Raw genomic sequence first — 18,974 nt, forward strand, 5'->3', positions numbered from 1 at the left:
GGACATCTGAATTCTGGATTTGCCTGAAAATTGCGATTTAGTAGAATACAAAATACCCCTCATTTTATGAGAGGTATTTTGTATAATTAATATTACAGTACTGTAACCTTTTATTGCCTTAACTATACTGCATCCTTAAATGCTTTACCTGCTCTGAACTTTGGCACCTTCCGTGCAGGTATCCTTATTTCCTTACCTGTTCTTGGATTTCTGCCCTTCCTTGCTTTCCTCTTAGATACTGAAAACGTACCAAAACCAACAAGTGTAACCCTCTCTTCCTTTTTCAAAGACCCTTTAACGCCAGCAATGAAGGCACCTAATGCCTTGGCTGCTGCAGCCTTTGAAATCTTCGCACCTGCTGCCATTTTACCAATTAATTCTGCTTTGGTCATAAGTACTCCTCCTTTGGATTTTTTTATGTGGTAGTTCTCATAATAACCACCCTGTAAATACTTTATACTTCTTATTATAAAAAATATTCAATGTTTTTTTTACGTTTTTTTAAATATTTCAAAAGTTCTTTCCTTATCCAGAGAATTTTCTCAAACCCGTCCATAATCATCCTCTATGCGTTCTATGTCATCTTCGTCAAAATAATCCCCGGTCGCTATTTCTATAAATATCATATTATCTGTTCCTGGATTCATAATCCTGTGCAATGTTCCCTGAGGAATATCAAGCGATTCGCCGCTCCTTAAGAATAATTCTTTATTATCAAGTAGCACCATTGCCTCCCCATAGATGATATACCAATGTTCAGCTCTATGAAGGTGCCGTTGTAAGCTTATGCGCTTACCTGGATACACGACGATCCGTTTAACCTTATGATCTGGTTCATCAGAAAGAACCTGGTAATATCCCCATGGGCGATAATCTTCTTCAAAAAATTCTCCTTTGGGCTTGACCACTCTTACTCCATATTCCGAAATAGTTTAATACCTTTTGAATGAAACCTTTATCACAGAATATCTTTTGTTGTCAATATTGATAGAACAATAAATGCAATTCTATAGAAATTATATCAAACCAGACAAGGTCAATAGGTGGATTCATAACAATCAAAATGGGGTCTTAAGTCAGGCATATCTTTATAAAAAATAAATTTCCATTGAAATAAAGTTTGTACTAAGGTATTAAAAAACAAGAGGCCTATAGTTATAAAAACCTACACAAAGGGAGGGCAAGATGGAATTAATTGAAAGAGCAAAGGCAATAATCATGAAACCTAAGGATACATGGGGGAAAATTAAAGAAGAACAGATAACCATCAAGGACCTTTACACCTCATACGCTGCTATCCTTGCTGCTATCCCTCCTGTTGCCGGCCTTATTGGGATGTCTATTATCGGCATGTCATTTATGGGATTCCGTTACAGGGTTCCTTTTGGCAGTGCCATCACCTATGCTGTGATGCACTATATCTTATCACTCGTGGGGCTTTATATTGTCGGCATGGTTACTAATGCACTTGCTCCAAGCTTTGGTTCACAAAAAAACATGCTAAACGCCATAAAGGTGGCGATATTTTCAAGCACCCCCAACTGGGTAGCAGGTATCCTTTTAATAATCCCTGCCCTTTCACCCATTGCTATGCTTTTATCACTCTACTCTCTCTATCTATTTTATCTCGGACTCCCGGTGCTTATGGAGACACCAAAAGAAAAGACCCTGGGATATGTAATTGTCGTTATTATTCTAAGTATAATTGTCTTTTTTCTTACAACAAGCATTGCTGGTTTATTTATTCCAAGCAGAGGTGTGGTAATGCCATAACATTAAATACTTAAAACAGAAAATAAAGAGGGAATGCTATTTTGCTTCTTCCACGAGTTGCTTGATGTATGTGTTTTCCGGAAAATCAACGTTTAACCTCTTTATCTCCGCTTTTGCCATTTCATTCAGGTTTTTGTCGAGAAGATAAAATATATAAGAGAGCCTCAAGGGAAGGTCACTACCATATTGTGTATAATGGGTAATATTTTCCCTGATATTCTTTATTTCATTTTCTTCATGCACATAGAATGCCCCTTCAGAAATATTGTATGCCCTTCCACTATCTACAATCCACCTGTATTCCTTCCCATATTTCAATATTGTCTCAGGTACCTTGATTGAACTGCCTTCGCTTTCTGCACTGAATATTATACGTTCTTCACAGATGATTTTTACGGTCACCTTCTTTTCCTTATAACAGTTATTTTCCCAGACCAGCTCAGGGGTTGATTCAAGAATATAGGTATTTACAGGCGAGACCGCCCTTATACAGGGTTTAACCTTCCTCAATACAAGGCCCCCTATAGAACCCTTTGTACCTTCTCCCGGTGGATGCAGACCCTTTACTTCACTTATCTTCCCCTTCACTGCGATGATTTTTTTATCTTTCACAAGGGCCTCCGAGTTAGAGACTATCTCATATCCCTTGTTTTCTTTCATTGATACTATTACCACTCTCCCGTTCGCGACCCTAATCCTGTCCCCCTCTTTCACCGGACGCAAGAGGTGCCCGCTTCTCTTAAGCTTTGTAATCTTGCCCTCAGAGTCACGGATTTCGGCATTTCCCTGAATATCAAAGATAAGTCCGAATGAATCAATTGCATGAAGCTCATCCACATATATAGTTGCAAATATAAGTAATGTAAAAAATATAAGAATGGCCCTTCTCATAACACTACCCCCTTTCACCTTCCTCGATTGTGTAAATAGCCACAGGCTTGTCCAAACCCTTTACGCTAAATTCCCCCAGATAGTCAATACTAAACTGACCTTTTACCATCATGTAAGCCTCATTACTCAAAAGCAATCTCCGCTCTACGTGTTTTGTAAGCCCCTCTATTCTGGAGGCAATATTAACATGCTCACCAATAATTGTGAAATCCATTTTCTTTTCAGAACCAATATTGCCCATTACGACCCTTCCGTAGTGTACACCAATCCCAATATTCAGGGTCCAATCGCTTATAAGGTGTCTCACTGTGCCTTCATTGTTAAATCGCTCTGTTTCTCTTATTATTTCCTGTGATGCTAAAAGTGCATTCGCTACAGGGTTTTCTCCCGTTGCAAAAAATGCAAGCACACCATCACCAATAAATTTGTTTACAAACCCTTTATGGCCCTGAATTATGTCTGTTATCTTCCCGAAATAAAGGTTTAGAAACCCTACTACATTTTCCGCCTTATTCTGGGTTGAGAGTCTGGTAAAATCCCTGATATCAAGGAAGAGTATGCATACATCCTTGTGTTCCCCCCTAAGAAGGCTCATCGGGTCTTTCTTCAGAAGTGAATCCAGGACTTCTTCGTCAATATAGTAGCTGAACATTCTGTATATCTTTTTTCTGCTTCGCTCCTCAACTAAATACCTGTATGGATATACGAAGGTAAGTGTAAGAAGGGGGGATAACAAATGAGGGAGCATATGTATTATATAGCCAAGCGAGAACAATATCACGTTCACAATAAAGAAACCTGCGGTAATGATAAAAACCCCTGCTATTGCGTTATACGGTCTCAACCCTGCAGATAAAATCAGCCCGATGGCAATGAGGGTGATAAGGGCAAAAACCTGTAATAAAAATGGAACCTCTTTAAGCGGTGTATTGGTGATGAGCGTCTCGATAATAATACCATGGATTAATGGCCCGGGTAAGCGCCTGTCACCAGGCTGGTTAGTCTGATGGGCATTTTTATCAACCCATGAAGGTCTAATAGTCCTATTTAAGGGTGTAGAATAGACATCTTCATATCCACTCAGGTAACCAAGTATAATTGCCTTGCCTGAAAGCCTATCACTATCAACCTTCCCATTCATGATGTCTGTAAAGGAATAAAAGGGGATGTTCTTTGCAAGTGCATAATTCAATCTTACCATATCCAGTCTATACTCTTTACCAGTAAGAAGATTGTATATAGCGCTGGCAAAGGTATCCTTACCATTGGGTTTAAGTGTTTGTCTTCTTATAACACCATCGTTATTGCTTGTATATCCATCTGTAAATACAGCATCGGCTAAATAGAGGTTTTTTATGAATGGAGCTACTCCATAGTAATAAGGAACAAGCTCCCCATGATATACCTGCACAATGGGAATGCTTTCTGAAACCTGCATTATGGGTTCCAGAAGCGACTTATCAAGCCTTTCACCAATCTCCTCTGAAAATTCTACATATTTTTTATCTACATTCATGGAAGACACTGCATTTTTCAACTTTTCACTTTGTTTATGAACCGGTATGAGGTCAATGCCAATAACTGCAACATTGTAATCCCTCATCTTCTTGAGGAACTTACCGATATCGGGGTATAAAAAAAGTAATGGTTTTTCTTGTAAGACCAATCTCTCCTCAATACCCACGACAACAGTCTTATTACTTGGCTGAGAACGTCCCATATTCAGGAGTTCTGTCAACTGGAATCTGAAATCATACGCCTTTCGCTCAAAAGTTTCCCATCTTTTATAGGTTAAGAGAAATCCAGACGAAATTACCGAAGCAATTAACACCGGTATAACGTGGTAATATCCCTTATGCAGCTTCATAATCTTTTTGAAAACCCTTTATAAATACATAGCAAAAGTGCATACATAGATTGTTGAATTTATTTGCCTTGATACCTATTTTTCGCATCAGGTTTTCTAAACATTTCACGGCTTTATTATACACTACAATTTTACCATTTACTATTGGTTGTATCTTCGAACAATTGTTTTTTTCGATAGTGCATTTTTTTATTAAATAATGATAGAATAATCAGGGTTAGATATGAGACAGCTTATACACGTATTTACTACCTTTCTTGCAGTAATCTCAATCGTAACCCTGCACATTATTCCCACCAGTGCAGGTGAATTAACAAAAGACCCTATCCTCCGTATAGAGACAGAAATGCACACATCTTCAATATACAGGATGAGCATAGATAGAGAGAACCGCTATCTTGTCACAGGGACTGCAGATAAGACCGTTCGTGTGTGGGAACTCTCCACGGGAAGGCTCATAAAAGTACTGAGGCCACCAATTGCTGTTGGAATAGAGGGCTGGATATGGACAGTGGCAATCTCTCCAGATGGGGAAACAGTTGCATGCAGTGGATGGACAAAGGCTGCAGAACCACATTTTAACATCTACCTCTTTGACAGGGAAAGTGGAAAGCTTGTGCGCAGGATTACGGGTTTCCCGGATGCAGTTAACTATCTAACTTACTCAAGGGATGGCAGGTTTCTTGTAGCAACTTTAAAATCCAAAGGCATCCGTATTTACAGGACATCCGACTATTCTCTCGTGTCAGAGGACAAAGACTACGGAAGTGAAAGTCGATGGGCTGATTTTGACATAAACGGCAGGCTCGTGACAACATCCTATGACGGTTTTATCCGTCTCTATGATAAGAGTTTTAAGCAGATTGAAAAAAGGAAAGCGCCAGGAGGAAACATCCCTCATGCTACGAGCTTCTCCCCTGATGGCTCCAGGATTGCCATAGGATTTAACGATTCTCAAGAGGTCAATATCCTCTCAGGTAAAGACCTTTCTCATCTTTATACCCAGACTGTTGGTATTGGAAATCCACGTGGTGTCTGCTGGTCATCAGACGGCAGGTTTTTGTATGCAAGCAATTGGGGGCTCCGTGGACCTTTTGTAATTCGCAAATGGGCAGATGAAGGAAGGGGAAGGTATAGTAACATACACGCTGGAAAAAATCATCCTTCTGATGGAAGAAGTATAATAGACTGTATGCTTCCATTACGAAACGGTGGCATTGTGTTTGTCAACCCGGCACCTTCCTTCGGGATACTGGATAAGAATGACAAACTGGTATTATATAAAGGTCCTTCAACTGCCTATTATGGAGGAGATCCAGGAGGACTTCTTATCTCTCATGATGGTTCTGCCATCCAGTTTGGTTTTGATGGGATAAATAAATCACCTGCCAGGTTCTCCATTATAAACCGGCAGATGGACCTGATTGGTTTCGGATTTTCTGTTACTCAACCAGAATCCCTTTCCCCACCAATCTCTTTTGCAGAGGGCATGGATATTACAGACTGGCAGGTTTCTTTTAAACCTAAGCTCAACGGGGAACCATTAAAACTCACAGAAAATGAAGTATGCTTCAGTCGTGCTATAACCCCTGATAGAAAGAATTTTCTTCTTGGAACAAGTCATTTTTTACGACTTTTTGACAATAATGGGAATGAGAGATGGGGAATTCCCGTCCACATTGCACGTGCGGTGAATATATCAGGAAATGGTAAATTTGTCGTTGCAGCACTGCAGGATGGTACAATCCGGTGGTACCGCACAGATAATGGGAAGGAACTTTTAGCCTTTTTCCCCCATAATGATAAAAAGAGATGGGTAGCATGGACCCCTTCAGGCTATTACGATGCCGCCCCTAGTGCAGAGGAGTTAATTGGCTGGCACATCAACAATGGAAAGGATCGCGAAGCAGATTTTTTTTCCGTATCGCGGTTCAGAGGAATATATTATAGACCCGAGGTAGTAGCAAAGGTTTTAGATACCCTAAATGAAAATGAAGCAGTCCGCCTTGCCAATGAGGAGACAGGAAAAAAAACACAGGATGTGTCCATACACAAGATACTGCCCCCTATCGTTACCATTATCTCTCCCAAGGATGAGGTAGAGGTAAAAACTGTAGAGATTACTCTGAAATTTACCGTTCGCTCTCCATCAGGGGAACCTGTTACAGGGATAAAGATATTGATAGACGGAAGACCCTTTTCACCCCAGAGGGGAACTCCACTACCCGGGCAGGAGAAAGATGCCAGGGAAATGAAGGTAATTATTCCAGAAAAGGATTCTGAGGTATCTGTTATCGCAGAAAACAGGTATGCGGTGAGCGAGCCTGCAACTGTGAGACTCAAGTGGCGTGGTGAGAGCGGGCTTCTCATGTCCAAGACGGTAGATGGGGCATTGAGACAATCCGTTGAGTTTGTCATTAAGCCAAAACTCTACATCCTCGCAATTGGTGTGAGTGAATATGAGGATAAAGGTTTAAAACTTGGTTTTGCCTCAAAGGATGCGAAAGATTTTACTGATACCATGCTCAAACAAAAAGGAGGGCTCTATCGGGATGTGGTTGCAAAGCTCCTTACGGACAATAAGGCAACAAGGGATGAAATCCTTGATGGGCTTGACTGGATTACAAAAGAGACAACAAGCAAAGACGTGGCGATGGTCTTTTTAGCCGGACATGGTGTGAATGACCCTGGCGGGATATATTACTTTCTCCCTGTAAATGCAAACACAGAGAAATTGAAACGCACCGGCATTGCGTTCTCGGATATCAAAAATACAGTCGTATCTCTGGCAGGTAAGACAATCCTCTTTGTTGACACATGCCATTCAGGAAACGTGATGGGTACAAGGAGAGGGGTTGCCGACATCAATATGGTGGTGAACGAGCTTGCCAGTGCAGAGAATGGTGCAGTGGTCTTCAGCTCATCCACAGGGAGGCAGTACTCCATTGAAGATGCGGCATGGAAGAATGGTGCATTCACAAAGGCCCTCGTAGAGGGAGTAAACGGTGAAGCCGATTACAAACGTACAGGGAAAATCACCATCAATATGCTTGACCTTTATATCTCTGAAAAGGTAAAGGAACTCACGAAAGGAAAACAGACCCCCACAACCGCAAAACCAAATACAGTCCCTGATTTTCCAGTGGCTTTGAAAAGATAATATGCCTTTGGATAATAAAAACCCCACGAAAATCAAGCGCTCCTGACAAGACTCGAACTTGCGACCTGAATATATACCGTGGAATGATTTGCAAGTATTTTTAAAGGTGATATAATTTAAAAATATGAGAAAACACATTTCTCGAACTTTAGTCCTTTTAATCTCTTTTTCAATGATCTTCCCCTCCCTCAGCTACTGCTGGCCATACGGGCACTATGGCCCTCACAGTTACCGCTACGGTTACGGTGGACACTATCACGGATATGGCTATCACAGATATAATGGCTGGGGTGTTGGAGGGGCTATTGCCGGTGGTATAATTATCGGTGCAGTTGTTGGGAATCTCCTAACCCATAGTACCAGATACGATTATGTATCACGAAGAACGTATGAGCCTACCCAATCAAGGGTAGCTTATGCCTACCCAGACCCGGGGTTCGTTGCCAAATACAGCAAAAAGAAGCCTCCAGGGGAATGGATTTCCGTCCCAGGCCAATTGGTAGATGAGAAGTGGGTTCCAGAACATAAGGTCTGGGTACCGGTAGATCCAGAATGATCCATAAAAACATCGCTCAATTTTATAAGAGCAGATACTGACAAAAACAGTTTTTCATAATTTAGAGGATGTAAGAGGTTTATGAATACATTCAATACAATAGATTCACGATATAAAGGCGTAAAAGGATGGCTTTTACTTCTCTGTATAAACCTCATGATCCTTGACCCATGTTCCATCCTTTTTAGTCTCTTTGTTGTAACAAATGCAACAAAGCCTCACTTTGACCAGTATCCGGGGCTCTTAAAACTGATGTTTATTAACGGTGCGTGTAGTATCGGGCTCACTGTTTTCAGCATCTATGCAGGGATATCCCTCTTAAAAATCCTTCCAAATGCAGTGAAAACTGCAAAGAAATACCTCTCTGCCGCTTTCATGTATTCCATTATCTCCATATTCCTCCCTGCTTTAGTGGGTCTTCCGGAAAAAGCATACAATGACATTACCGGGAACACCTTATTCAACAGCCTCATTACCATGCTGTACCTGGCTCTATGGTATCAATATCTAAAAAAATCCAGAAGGGTGATGGCAACCTATGGTGAAGTCCAGTATGAAGCATAATGGTAGTCCCCACTACTTAATGAAATTTATAGAAGAGGATGGGGAGTATATTAAAAATATTAAGCGCGCCTGACAAGACTCGAACTTGTAACCTACGGATTAGAAGTCCGTTGCTCTATCCTGGTTGAGCTACAGGCGCGTCGATGTAATTATAGCGGTTTTGCAGATCCTTTTCAAGACAATCATGTCTTCTCTCAGCGCAATAAAGTATGCAGGGTAGTATTCTGGTACAAATCATTTGCGTAAGCAGGAAAAATCATGTAATATAAGCACGCAAATGAAGAACAGGCATAAAGTAAGGCTAATCACTGTCCTGATTTCATTCTTATTAATATTACCACCCCTGGGTTTTTGTGCCGACAATCTCTCCTTTGGAATAATCGGTGATACGAGGATTGGCTTGACAGAAACAGTCTATAAACAATTCTTAAATAAAATTGAAACTGAAGGAATAAATCTTATAATCAACACAGGTGATGTTATAGATAAACCTGGAAATGAAAATGAATGGAAGAGGTACCTTGAACTGACAGGAGCCAAGATAACCGCCCATATAGCACCAGGGAACCACGACATAAATAATAATAAATCATTGAGGATATACAAAGAGCTTATCGAGAAACCTCCCTACTATGCCTTTTCTCTTGACGATACACAGTTTGTAATATTATGCTCAGAAATGCCGGGAGAGATAAGCAGAATAACAGGAAAACAACTTGACTGGCTCCGGGAGGAACTCAAAAAACCCTTCACATACAGGATAGTTTTTATACATAAACCACCCTTTCCAACAACGTTTGGCAAACGTTATGGTCTGGATAGACACAAAAACGAAAGGGACATACTGCATGAACTGTTCTTAAAAAGTCATGTTAACCTCGTTATCGCAGGCCATGAGCATCTATACAACAGGAGTGAGAGGGACAGGATTGCTTACGTAATCACAGGTGGAGGCGGGGCACCACTTCTTACTTTTAATGAAGAATATGGAGGTTTTTTTCATTATATTGTTGCAAAAAGAATAAATGGAGGTTATGTTTTTGACGTTTATGATATGAATGGGTCACTAAAAGATGAGTTTAATATAAAATGAGGTGAATGATGGGAAGTGTTTTAAAATGGAGAAAAAAGAAGATCAGAAAGCATAAATATAGAAAGTTAAGAAGAAAGACAAGGCATCAAAGGAGAAAATAAAGACCTTATAACCTTCATATTCTCTTCATCCATATTGTCCATCTTAGGGGTTTCCATTACACCGGGAAGATTGGTAAATCTTTTATCATTAAGGATGTACCTGAAGGCATCAGTGCCTATACACCCCTTTCCTATGTGCCAATGTCTGTCTACCATGCTACCTAAGCCAGTCTTTGAATCATTCAAATGAAACAACCCTATCCTGTTTTTGCCAAATGATTCTTCTACCTCCCTTATTGTCTTATTCCATGTTCCTTTCATTCGTATGTCATATCCTGCCTGGAAAAGATGGGCTGTGTCTAAACATAAAAAGACCCTCTCTTTATGCACAATTTTTTCAAATATCCCTGCCAACTCCGTAATCCTTTTTCCAATTCCGTTGCCCTGGCCCGAAGAACATTCCAACAGTATAGAAATTCCATATTTATCAAGTATCCTGTCTATAGCCTTTGCTATCTGTTTTATACCATCTTCTGTATTAACATTTGAGCCACAATGAACCACCATTTTGTTTATACCAAATTGAAGGCATAATTCTACCTCATGAATAAAACCCTTTATATGTTTTTCATCCTCATCAATCTTTGCAAGGTTAGGGAGATACGAAAGATGTGCAAAGACAGGGATTTTCCCCTGTAATTTTTTAAAATGTTTAATATCTTCTGGCCTCCACCTTTTCTCCTCCCAGGACCTCGGATTTTTCACAAATATCTGGACTGCATCGCACTTTAATCTCTTCGATTCTCTGTATACCCAATCAAAGCCTTTTGATATAGACATGTGAAAACCTACTTTCAAATTTCACCCTTCCAAGATTTTAAACAATAAACAAAAAGCTTGCAAATAAAACCAAGAAAATGCACAATACTTAATATGAAACAAGAGACTGTCGGGATTATTGTGGGGGGCGGACCTGCCCCGGGAATCAATGGGGTTATAGGTTCTGCAACCATAGAGGCAATCAATCAGGGGAAAAGGGTAGTTGGCATTGTCGGTGGCTTTAAAAGCCTCTTTGAAGGCAATAAGGACAGCGTGTTACCACTTACCATAGAAGATGTGTCAAGACTTCATACAGCAGGCGGTTCGATACTCAGAACATCCCGTGATGCCCCGGAAAATGCCAAAGAAAAGTTCAAAGTCCTTATGGCCACCCTGAAGGGTTTAGGCATAAAATACCTCATAACCATTGGCGGTGAAGGCACCCTTTTTATGGCAAACTGGATAGAGAGAGAAGGGAGGGGTTCTATAAATGTAGTCCATACGCCAAAGACTATCGATAATGACATCCCGCTGCCAGGGGGTAATTCAACATTCGGGTATCAAACAGCAAGACACATAGGGGTAGAGCTTGTCAATAACATCATGGAAGATGCACGGACAATGGGGAGATGGTACTTCATCTCTACCATGGGAAGACACACCGGCCATTTAGCACTCGGGATAGGAAAGGCAGCTGGTGCAACTATAACGCTTATCCCTGAAGAATTCCAGGAAGCAAAGCTCTCAATAAGAAAGGTAGCCGACATTCTTACAGGATCAATAATAAAGAGGCTATCCATGGAGAGAGACCACGGTGTAGCAATCATCGCCGAAGGAATTGCTGAAAGATTCGACCTTGAAGAACTGAGCAAGTGTGAAAATGTAGAGAAAGACGAAATAACCGGTAAAACAAGACTTTCCGATATTCAACTTGGGAGGGTTCTAAGGAGCCTTGTAAGAGATAACCTCCATGCTATGGGCATAAAGGCTACTGTTGTGAGCATGAACATCGGGTACGAACTCAGGGCAGCAAACCCCATACCTTTTGACATTGAATATACAAAAGACCTCGGATACGGTGCTATACGCTATCTCCTGAAAGGGGGTACGGGGGCAATGATCGTTGTCTACGAGGGACACATCATACCAGTTCCGTTTGTAGAAATGGTAGACTCCCGAGGTACAATCAAAATAAGGAAGGTAGATATCAATTCAGAGATATATGAAGTGGCAAGGAAATACATGATAAGGCTTGAAAAAGAAGATTTCGAGGGGGAACGTTTAAAACAGCTTGCCAAAGTAGCGAAGCTTGAACCAGAAGCGTTCAAGGCAAGATTCGCCTATATTCTCTGAAAATTCACCCTGTTCGCAATACAGCTAAAATAGTAGTCGATAGTTTTAAGGATTCGAGGGTTCAATTGGCTTAAAAACATCTGGATCATCTACTTTTTGAATACCAGTTTCCTGACCCCGTTTGAAAGGTATAAATAATATCTTCACCTGTTTGCTATCAATTCCAAATAAACCAGAAAGAAACTCAAAACCCAACCCACCTTCATCCCTTTTCACTTCAAAAAGAAAGGCAAACCTTGTTTTCCAATTGTCACCTTCTCTCTCTCTCGTATAGAGACCAAAGAGCAGACTCAACATGTGTTTGTCTTCTCTCTTTCTCTGTTCATAAAGTGTAAACAGCGGCTTTATAATCCTGTCAAACCCCTCAACCCTAAAAGGCAGGAGCGAGGGAAATAAAAATGTAAAATCACCGCCCTTACCACTATATTCGAAAAAGGGCCATACGTTAAAGAATGTACCACGGTCATCTTCTATGTACCTGTTAAATAATAGAACATTCTTCTGTATGAACCTTTCATCCCTCACATACCATTCAGATTCTTTATAAATTGGCCAGAGCAAACCAAAAGAGTGGTCTCTGCCTTTCGTCTCTGAATAAATAAAAGGGAAGAAGCTATAACCCTTCGTCTCTTTTCCTTCTGTCAGAGAAAACAGGGAAAAGAGCATGCCCTTTTTTGTCTTTTCATCATCCCTTGAATAGCTGAACAAAGGCCACAGCACATTATAAGAAGCTTTTGTTCTTGAGATTGAGTGTATATAAAATGGGAAGGCATAGAAATTATCCACAGGCTCATCAGTATCCAGATTCTTTTCTTCTTTTATAAAAATCGGCCATAAAAAAAAACTTGTGTTTTTTACGCCTTCTCTATTTCTCGTTCCATAAATGGGCCATGCTTTAAACCCTTCTTCTTTTCCACCATAAAAGGAAAAAATAGGCCACAGGATATTTGTCTTTGTAGCCTCTTCATCTTTTATACGGCTGTAAAGAGGCCACATAAAAAAATCTATTTCATCTCTCCCAAACCTATCATACAAATTTCCAAATAAAGGGAATACTCCAAAATAACTACCCCTTTTCGATTCCCCATAAAAGAAAGGGAAAAGGGCTGTATCTTGTTTACCTTCAAACTCTTTTGAGAGAAAAAAGGGGATAAAATAAGACTTTTCCTTTGAGCTTTTGCCGAGAGGATATAAATAGTTATAGACCCCGCCATCCTCAGAATCGTATGAAAAGAGAAAGGGTCTTAGAGCCAAACGTGTGGCATCTTCTTCTTTCTGATACGATACGAGAGGGCCTAGAAACCTTTTTTCGTTGTTAAATTCCCACGAAACAGGCCAGAATGCGTGCAGGGTACAAGGAAAAAACAAAAAAAGAAAAATAAATCTATGCATCAGAAGATGGTGCCGAATATGGTCCCGAGAATTGTAATTGGTGTCATTTCCTGGAGGCCCTCAGCACCTTTCTGCAACTTTTTCATAGTTCTTTCCGCTTCAATATAAAGGCTATCATCCTTTGCGAGTTTCCCGAGCGTACCCTCCCCACTCTTGATTCCGTCTGTAATCTCTCTCATATTTTTGACTGTTTCTTTTGCCTCGATGTATATTGAATCATCCTTTGCGAGTTTCCCGAGCGTACCCTTACCCTGTTCAATATCTGTTGATATACTCTTAAGTGAAGCAACTGCATCCCTTGCATCATTGTATAGTTTATCATCTTTAACAAGTAGTCCCAGCGTTCCCTTACCACCCTCGATATCACTTACAATCTTTTGCAATCCATCACTCAGCGTGGCTGCATTATCAACAATACGGGCCACATTATCCTTATTATCCTTTAAAAAGTCCTTAAATTCACCGCTTAAGGCTTGAATATTGTCAATGCTTTTCTTAATGTTCACCTTTTCTTTATCCCCGATAATGCCTTTAAACTCACCCATCGTGTCACCAAAATTCTTTACTACAACATTTATCTGTGTAAAGATCTCATCAAAGTCAGGTGATGTAACAACATCCTTTATTTTTTCACCCTGTGCCAAAAATTTCTTCTCCACACCTGGTATGATCTCTATATATTTATCTCCAAGGACACCTTGAGTTTTTATTGCAATCTTACTATCAACAGGTATATTCACATTATCCTTTATAACAAGGGTTGCCATCGCCTTATATCCATCCAGTTTAATTTTCCTTACCTTCCCCACTTGTACCCCTGCGATTTGGACAGGTGATTTGGGATCAAGCCCACTCGCATTATCAAAAGACACAATCACATCATATCCTGCCTCCCTGAATACACCAAACTTCCCGATCCTGAAAGACATATAGAATAGTATAACTATCCCGATTAGTACCAATATACCCACCTTTAACTCCGGTGAAATTGCATTTTTATTCATTAGTCACCTCCTGAAAAACCAGGTATTTTTGTCGCCTTTAAAAATTCTTTTATATTCTCGTTGTTACTCCTTTTTATCTCATATGGTGTTCCGTACTCTATAATCTTGCCATTATAAAGCATAGCCACCTTGTCTGCTATTCTAAACATACCGAGTATGTCATGACTGATCACCACGTAAGTCTTTTTCAGGTATGTCTGTGTCTCTTTTATCAAATCATCTATTGTCAATGAAATAATCGGGTCAAGGGCGCTGGTAGGTTCGTCAAACAAAATGATATCAGGGTCGAGTACAAGTGCCCTTGCAAGGCCTACCCTTTTTCTCATACCGCCCGAAAGTTCAGAGGGCATCTTCTCAGTAAAACCCAGCAGTCCAACCTGTTTTAGCCTCTCTTCTACAATTCCCTCTATCTCCTTTTCTGAAAGCTTCGTATGTTCCCTTAAAGGAAAGGCAATATTGTCATACACATCCATGGAATCAAAGAGGGCGGCTTCCTGGAAGAGCATCCCGAACCCTTTTCTCACACTATTCAACTCCCTCTCCTTTAATTTCGTTATTTCTAAACCATCTACCCATATCTCACCTTTATCAGGTTTCATAAGACCAATCAGATGCTTCAAGAGGACTGTTTTCCCTCCACCGCTTTTTCCTATAATGACCGTTATCTTACCCTTTTCTATCTCAAGGTTGATGCCATCCAGAACCTTCTGGGTACCAAAACTCTTATGGAGGTCTATAATTTTTATTGCCTTATTTTCCATACTAAAACATCAGAGATGTAAGTACATAGTCAAAAATCAGGATGGTAACACACGATGTCACGACAGCCTCTGTAGTCGATTTTCCAACCCCCTCAGCACCACCCTCTGTGTAAAAACCCTTATAACAGGAAACAACGCTCATGATGATTCCAAAAAATGCAGCCTTTACAAGACCATTATATATATCCTCATGGTCAACATACTTAACCATCTTATTGATAAAGGCGCCCTCATTAATCCCCAAAAGCTTTACCCCTACAAGATAACCGCCAACTATACCAACAAAGTCAGACACTATGGTTAAAATAGGGAGCATCAAAAAAGAAGCAACCACCCTCGGGACAACAAGATATTTTATAGGGTTAAGGGCCATAACAATTAATGCATCTATCTGCTCTGTTACCCTCATTGTACCAAGCTCTGCTGCCATGGCTGAACCTGCCCTTCCAGTAACCATCAGGCTTGTAAGTACAGGACCAAGTTCTCTTGTCATGCTTAACGCCACTGTTGTTCCCACAAGCCCTTCAGCGCCAAATTTTCTGAAACCGTAGTACGATTGAAGGGCAAGAACCATACCTGTAAAAACACCGGTTATGATAACCACAACTACAGAATTCACACCTATAAACTCCATCTGCTTGAATATGTAATTAAACTTAAAAGGCCTTCTTACCCCCCAGTAGACACACTCGGTAAAAAATAAGCCAACGCTGCCAAGCTCTCTTAAAAATCTTGCAACAGGTGAAAATATCTTTTCTATTATACTGCTAAACATATACCCTCAAGACCCTCTTTGATATCTTGCACAAAATCTCATAAGGAATTGTACCTGTCTGCTCGGCAATTTCATCGGCTGAAATAACCTCTGTCTTACTGCGTCCTAAAAGTACCACCTCTTCCTTCACATTTACGTCTTCAAGCTCAGTGACATCCACAAGCAACCAGTCCATACATATCCTTCCAATAATACTGCATCTCGTATCTTTTATCAATACAGAACCCTTGTTCGACAATGCCCTCGGATAACCATCTGCATAACCTACCGGAACATACGCCACCCGCGTCTTCTTCCTGGTAGTATGTGTTCCACCATAGCTTAATCGATATCCAGGGGGAAATTCTCTGATATGTGCTATCTTTGATATAAATCTCATCACCTGTTTTACATGTAACCTTTTACTCAATTCTCTTGCAGGATAGGAACCGTAAAGGCTTATCCCCACTCGAACCATGTCAAAATATGCCTCAGGATAATTAACGATTGCACCACTATTTGCCATATGAACAATCCCGGGATTGATGCCGTTATCCCTCAAAACTTGTAGGGCCTTTTTGAATATCTCTATCTGGTTCATCCCATATTCATCCCTTTTTTCCGAAGAAGAAAAATGGCTCATAAAACCTTCGACTTTTATATTGCCTGCTCTCTTTATCTGCTCAACTACAAAAGGTATATCATCAGGGCCAAAACCGAGCCTCCCCATACCTGTATCTACCTTTATGTGTACCTTCAATGGCCTATCAAGATGAACGCCATCTTCTGCAATTCTTTTAAGCATATTGAAATCATGGATAACAGGGGTAAGCATATTTTTATACACAGGTTCCAACTCATCCCATGCCAGTATGCCACTCATTACAAGTATCGGTGCAGTGATACCATTACCCCTCAGCTCTATCCCTTCATCTATTGTTGCAACACCCAGGTAATCTACATTGTTTGACTCAAGCCTTCGAGCCACTTCAGTTGCTCCGTGGCCATAGGCATCTGCTTTCACAACACAGAGGATTTTTACTTGAGAAGGCACCTTTGCCTTTATTGCTCTATAATTCTCTTCAAGAACATTTAAATCTAAATATACAATAGCCCTTGGGATGTTAATCATAATCCGTTTAATTTACCTGTAAAACCTGCTCTATTCAAGACAAAGTTTTTAAACGTTTAAAGACCTTTTCATAGGCTTCTACAGTTTTCGTTATTTCTTTCTCCCCATGAGACAGGGTGATAAAGGAAGCCTCAAATGGACTCGGGGCAAAAAATATCCCTTCCTCAAGCATAAGTTTAAAGAATTTCTCATACATAACCCTGCTTGCGGTATATGCCGTTTCATAATCATACACATCGCCATCTGAAAAGAAACCCGTAAACATCCCTGTGATGCTGTTTATCCTGTAAGGGATTTTAAGTCTCTTTGCAATTTCAGTAATACTATTTTTCAAGTCATCCACCCTTTTACCCATCAACCGATATACGTTTTTATTCTTCCTCAGATACTTTAATACATAAATCCCTGCCCTTACTGCGATTGGGTTTCCGGACAGTGTTCCTGCCTGATATACATCACCAAGGGGGGCAACCTTCTTCATCACTTCCCTTTTACCCCCAAAAGCACCTATAGGAAAACCACCCCCGATAACCTTTCCAAGACAGGTAATGTCAGGCTCAATACCGTATATATGTTGTACCCCGCCGTATAATACCCTGAACCCGGTTATTACCTCATCACATATAAGGAGAATCTTCTCCTTCCTGCATATTTCCTGTACCCCTTCGAGAAACCCCTTTTCAGGTAAAATTACACCCATATTACCCATAACGGGCTCTAATATCACACACGCGACATCCTTATTCCCCTTCACTATATTCCTCACTGTATCGAGATGATTGAAATCAGCCACGTATGTATGCTTTGCAAGGTCTTTCAGGATACCACTGCTGTCAGGGATACCATACGTGGCAAGGCCGGAACCTGCCTTCACAAGGAGGCTGTCAACGTGTCCATGGTAGCAGCCCCTGAACTTAATAATCCCATTCTTTTTGGTAAAACCTCTTGCAAGCCGTATCGCACTCATTGTTGCCTCAGTACCCGAGCTTGTGAGCCTCACCATTTCTATAGAAGGAAATGCTTGAGCGATAAGCCTTGCCATTTCAACTTCATAAGGATGACATGTACCGAAGCTTGTACCATCTGAAAGAGCAGCCCTTATCTCTTTATTAAGACCTTTATCAGCGTGTCCGAGGATGATTGCACCCCATGAAGATACATAATCCAGGTAGGCGTTCCCATCCACATCAAAAAGATATGCCCCTTTTCCCTTTTCTACATAAAAAGGCTTATCATCTACAGAAAGAAAGGCCCTTACAGGACTGTTTACGCCACCAGGTATGAAGTGCTTTGCTTTCTCGTACAACGCATTCGATTTTTTTCTATTCATGATTCACCATGAGGGATGTCTTTTTGAATTCCCTTTTACTTAAAAACATCTTAAATACCTTTATGCCGATCTTTTTCGAAATGCGTTTTATAACACCCCTGCACTCTTCCATGCTCTTTCCATGTACCATTGTATAGACATTATAGTCCCAGTATCCTCCCGTATCCCTCTCATAACAATGGCTTACTTCGGGAAAAGAGGCCATAATCTTTCCTACCCTTTCTATGTCCTTTTCTTCCACCTTCCATACCACCATTGCGTTATGGGTATAGGAAGCCTTCCTGTGATAGAGTATGGCAGCAACCCTTCTTATTATTCCTTCCTTTTTCAAGTACTTCAATATATCTATCAATTCTTCTTCGCTGATGCCAATCTTCTCTGCTATCTCTTCGTAAGGCTTTTCTAATATTGGAAAATCATAGACTATTATCTCTTTTAAGACCTTATTAATTTGGCGCTTCATATTGACTATTCTTACACATAC

19 protein-coding genes and 1 tRNA gene are annotated in these 18,974 nt (G+C 40.5%); 7 read left to right on the plus strand and 13 right to left on the minus strand.

The features are described 5' to 3' along the window. Positions 1-122: 122 nt before the first annotated feature. The gene (locus NTU69_07305; protein ID MCX5803323.1) at positions 123-392 is read right to left on the minus strand and encodes an HU family DNA-binding protein; all 270 of its coding nucleotides are present in this window, start codon (positions 390-392) and stop codon (positions 123-125) included. A gap of 150 nt (positions 393-542) precedes the next feature. Then, positions 543-908, minus strand: a complete 366-nt coding sequence (locus NTU69_07310; protein ID MCX5803324.1) for a phosphomannose isomerase type II C-terminal cupin domain — start codon at positions 906-908, stop codon at positions 543-545. Positions 909-1,185: 277 nt separating this feature from the next. Here NTU69_07310 and NTU69_07315 point away from each other — a divergent pair, with 277 nt between their 5' ends. Further along, positions 1,186-1,773, plus strand: coding sequence for a Yip1 family protein (locus NTU69_07315; protein MCX5803325.1), 588 nt, complete (start codon positions 1,186-1,188; stop codon positions 1,771-1,773). 36 nt (positions 1,774-1,809) lie between these two features. Here the strand turns inward: NTU69_07315 and NTU69_07320 are convergent, their stop codons facing one another. Together NTU69_07320 and NTU69_07325 are read right to left on the minus strand one after the other, a co-directional pair. Further along, the gene (locus NTU69_07320; GenBank protein ID MCX5803326.1) at positions 1,810-2,664 is read right to left on the minus strand and encodes a hypothetical protein; all 855 of its coding nucleotides are present in this window, start codon (positions 2,662-2,664) and stop codon (positions 1,810-1,812) included. A gap of 4 nt (positions 2,665-2,668) precedes the next feature. Next, positions 2,669-4,531, minus strand: a complete 1,863-nt coding sequence (locus NTU69_07325) for an adenylate/guanylate cyclase domain-containing protein (protein ID MCX5803327.1) — start codon at positions 4,529-4,531, stop codon at positions 2,669-2,671. Positions 4,532-4,754: 223 nt separating this feature from the next. Here NTU69_07325 and NTU69_07330 point away from each other — a divergent pair, with 223 nt between their 5' ends. From NTU69_07330 to NTU69_07340, 3 genes are all read left to right on the plus strand, one after another. Continuing rightward, positions 4,755-7,691, plus strand: coding sequence for a caspase family protein (locus NTU69_07330; protein MCX5803328.1), 2,937 nt, complete (start codon positions 4,755-4,757; stop codon positions 7,689-7,691). Between the two features lie 124 nt (positions 7,692-7,815). After that, complete coding sequence (locus NTU69_07335; protein MCX5803329.1) at positions 7,816-8,247, plus strand: hypothetical protein; 432 nt, start codon at positions 7,816-7,818, stop codon at positions 8,245-8,247. Between the two features lie 81 nt (positions 8,248-8,328). Further along, entirely contained in the window at positions 8,329-8,811 is a 483-nt protein-coding gene (locus NTU69_07340; protein ID MCX5803330.1) for a DUF2569 family protein, read from the plus strand. Positions 8,812-8,875: 64 nt separating this feature from the next. Here NTU69_07340 and NTU69_07345 read toward each other — a convergent pair. Beyond that, a tRNA-Arg gene (locus NTU69_07345) sits at positions 8,876-8,950 on the minus strand. Between the two features lie 138 nt (positions 8,951-9,088). Between NTU69_07345 and NTU69_07350 the strand changes: the two genes are divergently transcribed. Both NTU69_07350 and NTU69_07355 read left to right on the plus strand, forming a co-directional pair. Then, positions 9,089-9,904, plus strand: a complete 816-nt coding sequence (locus NTU69_07350) for a metallophosphoesterase (GenBank protein MCX5803331.1) — start codon at positions 9,089-9,091, stop codon at positions 9,902-9,904. Positions 9,905-9,912: 8 nt separating this feature from the next. Then, positions 9,913-10,005 (plus strand): aurora kinase A-interacting protein, encoded by a 93-nt coding sequence (locus NTU69_07355; protein ID MCX5803332.1) that lies wholly within the window; start codon positions 9,913-9,915, stop codon positions 10,003-10,005. Here NTU69_07355 and NTU69_07360 read toward each other — a convergent pair. Further along, positions 9,970-10,785 carry a deoxyribonuclease IV gene (locus tag NTU69_07360; protein MCX5803333.1) on the minus strand — a complete coding sequence of 272 codons (816 nt, stop codon included), beginning with the start codon at positions 10,783-10,785 and terminating at the stop codon, positions 9,970-9,972. The genes NTU69_07355 and NTU69_07360 overlap by 36 nt on opposite strands. A gap of 93 nt (positions 10,786-10,878) precedes the next feature. Here NTU69_07360 and pfp point away from each other — a divergent pair, with 93 nt between their 5' ends. After that, positions 10,879-12,117 (plus strand): diphosphate--fructose-6-phosphate 1-phosphotransferase, encoded by a 1,239-nt coding sequence (pfp, locus tag NTU69_07365; protein ID MCX5803334.1) that lies wholly within the window; start codon positions 10,879-10,881, stop codon positions 12,115-12,117. A 45-nt stretch (positions 12,118-12,162) separates the two neighbouring features. Here pfp and NTU69_07370 read toward each other — a convergent pair whose 3' ends face one another. The 7 genes from NTU69_07370 to NTU69_07400 are packed head-to-tail and all read right to left on the minus strand — an operon-like array spanning position 12,163 to position 18,953. After that, positions 12,163-13,509 (minus strand): hypothetical protein, encoded by a 1,347-nt coding sequence (locus NTU69_07370; GenBank protein ID MCX5803335.1) that lies wholly within the window; start codon positions 13,507-13,509, stop codon positions 12,163-12,165. After that, a complete protein-coding gene (locus tag NTU69_07375; GenBank protein ID MCX5803336.1) occupies positions 13,509-14,513 on the minus strand; it encodes an MlaD family protein in 1,005 nt (334 codons plus the stop codon). The genes NTU69_07370 and NTU69_07375 overlap by 1 nt, the downstream gene beginning before the upstream one ends. Beyond that, positions 14,513-15,274 (minus strand): ABC transporter ATP-binding protein, encoded by a 762-nt coding sequence (locus tag NTU69_07380; protein ID MCX5803337.1) that lies wholly within the window; start codon positions 15,272-15,274, stop codon positions 14,513-14,515. The genes NTU69_07375 and NTU69_07380 overlap by 1 nt, the downstream gene beginning before the upstream one ends. A 1-nt stretch (position 15,275) precedes the next feature. Beyond that, complete coding sequence (locus NTU69_07385; protein ID MCX5803338.1) at positions 15,276-16,049, minus strand: ABC transporter permease; 774 nt, start codon at positions 16,047-16,049, stop codon at positions 15,276-15,278. Next, positions 16,042-17,160, minus strand: a complete 1,119-nt coding sequence (gene alr / locus NTU69_07390; protein ID MCX5803339.1) for an alanine racemase — start codon at positions 17,158-17,160, stop codon at positions 16,042-16,044. Before alr ends, NTU69_07385 begins: the two co-directional genes overlap by 8 nt. Before the next feature lie 34 nt (positions 17,161-17,194). Further along, positions 17,195-18,490, minus strand: a complete 1,296-nt coding sequence (gene hemL, locus NTU69_07395) for a glutamate-1-semialdehyde 2,1-aminomutase (protein ID MCX5803340.1) — start codon at positions 18,488-18,490, stop codon at positions 17,195-17,197. After that, a complete protein-coding gene (locus tag NTU69_07400) occupies positions 18,483-18,953 on the minus strand; it encodes an Lrp/AsnC family transcriptional regulator (protein ID MCX5803341.1) in 471 nt (156 codons plus the stop codon). Before NTU69_07400 ends, hemL begins: the two co-directional genes overlap by 8 nt. Between the last annotated feature and the right edge of the window lie 21 nt (positions 18,954-18,974).

This window comes from Pseudomonadota bacterium (assembly GCA_026388215.1).
Classification (GTDB): Bacteria; Desulfobacterota; Syntrophorhabdia; order Syntrophorhabdales; family Syntrophorhabdaceae; genus JAPLKF01.

Coding starts and splice junctions, on each gene's coding strand:
- NTU69_07305 (MCX5803323.1), bottom strand. CDS start 392: ATGACCAAAGCAGAATTAATTGGTAAAATGGCAGCAGGTGCGAAGATT.
- NTU69_07315 (MCX5803325.1), top strand. CDS start 1,186: ATGGAATTAATTGAAAGAGCAAAGGCAATAATCATGAAACCTAAGGAT.
- NTU69_07320 (MCX5803326.1), bottom strand. CDS start 2,664: ATGAGAAGGGCCATTCTTATATTTTTTACATTACTTATATTTGCAACT.
- NTU69_07325 (MCX5803327.1), bottom strand. CDS start 4,531: ATGAAGCTGCATAAGGGATATTACCACGTTATACCGGTGTTAATTGCT.
- NTU69_07330 (MCX5803328.1), top strand. CDS start 4,755: ATGAGACAGCTTATACACGTATTTACTACCTTTCTTGCAGTAATCTCA.
- NTU69_07335 (MCX5803329.1), top strand. CDS start 7,816: ATGAGAAAACACATTTCTCGAACTTTAGTCCTTTTAATCTCTTTTTCA.
- NTU69_07340 (MCX5803330.1), top strand. CDS start 8,329: ATGAATACATTCAATACAATAGATTCACGATATAAAGGCGTAAAAGGA.
- NTU69_07350 (MCX5803331.1), top strand. CDS start 9,089: ATGAAGAACAGGCATAAAGTAAGGCTAATCACTGTCCTGATTTCATTC.
- NTU69_07355 (MCX5803332.1), top strand. CDS start 9,913: ATGGGAAGTGTTTTAAAATGGAGAAAAAAGAAGATCAGAAAGCATAAA.
- NTU69_07360 (MCX5803333.1), bottom strand. CDS start 10,785: ATGTCTATATCAAAAGGCTTTGATTGGGTATACAGAGAATCGAAGAGA.
- pfp (MCX5803334.1), top strand. CDS start 10,879: ATGAAACAAGAGACTGTCGGGATTATTGTGGGGGGCGGACCTGCCCCG.
- NTU69_07370 (MCX5803335.1), bottom strand. CDS start 13,509: ATGCATAGATTTATTTTTCTTTTTTTGTTTTTTCCTTGTACCCTGCAC.
- NTU69_07375 (MCX5803336.1), bottom strand. CDS start 14,513: ATGAATAAAAATGCAATTTCACCGGAGTTAAAGGTGGGTATATTGGTA.
- NTU69_07380 (MCX5803337.1), bottom strand. CDS start 15,274: ATGGAAAATAAGGCAATAAAAATTATAGACCTCCATAAGAGTTTTGGT.
- NTU69_07385 (MCX5803338.1), bottom strand. CDS start 16,049: ATGTTTAGCAGTATAATAGAAAAGATATTTTCACCTGTTGCAAGATTT.
- alr (MCX5803339.1), bottom strand. CDS start 17,160: ATGATTAACATCCCAAGGGCTATTGTATATTTAGATTTAAATGTTCTT.
- hemL (MCX5803340.1), bottom strand. CDS start 18,490: ATGAATAGAAAAAAATCGAATGCGTTGTACGAGAAAGCAAAGCACTTC.
- NTU69_07400 (MCX5803341.1), bottom strand. CDS start 18,953: ATGAAGCGCCAAATTAATAAGGTCTTAAAAGAGATAATAGTCTATGAT.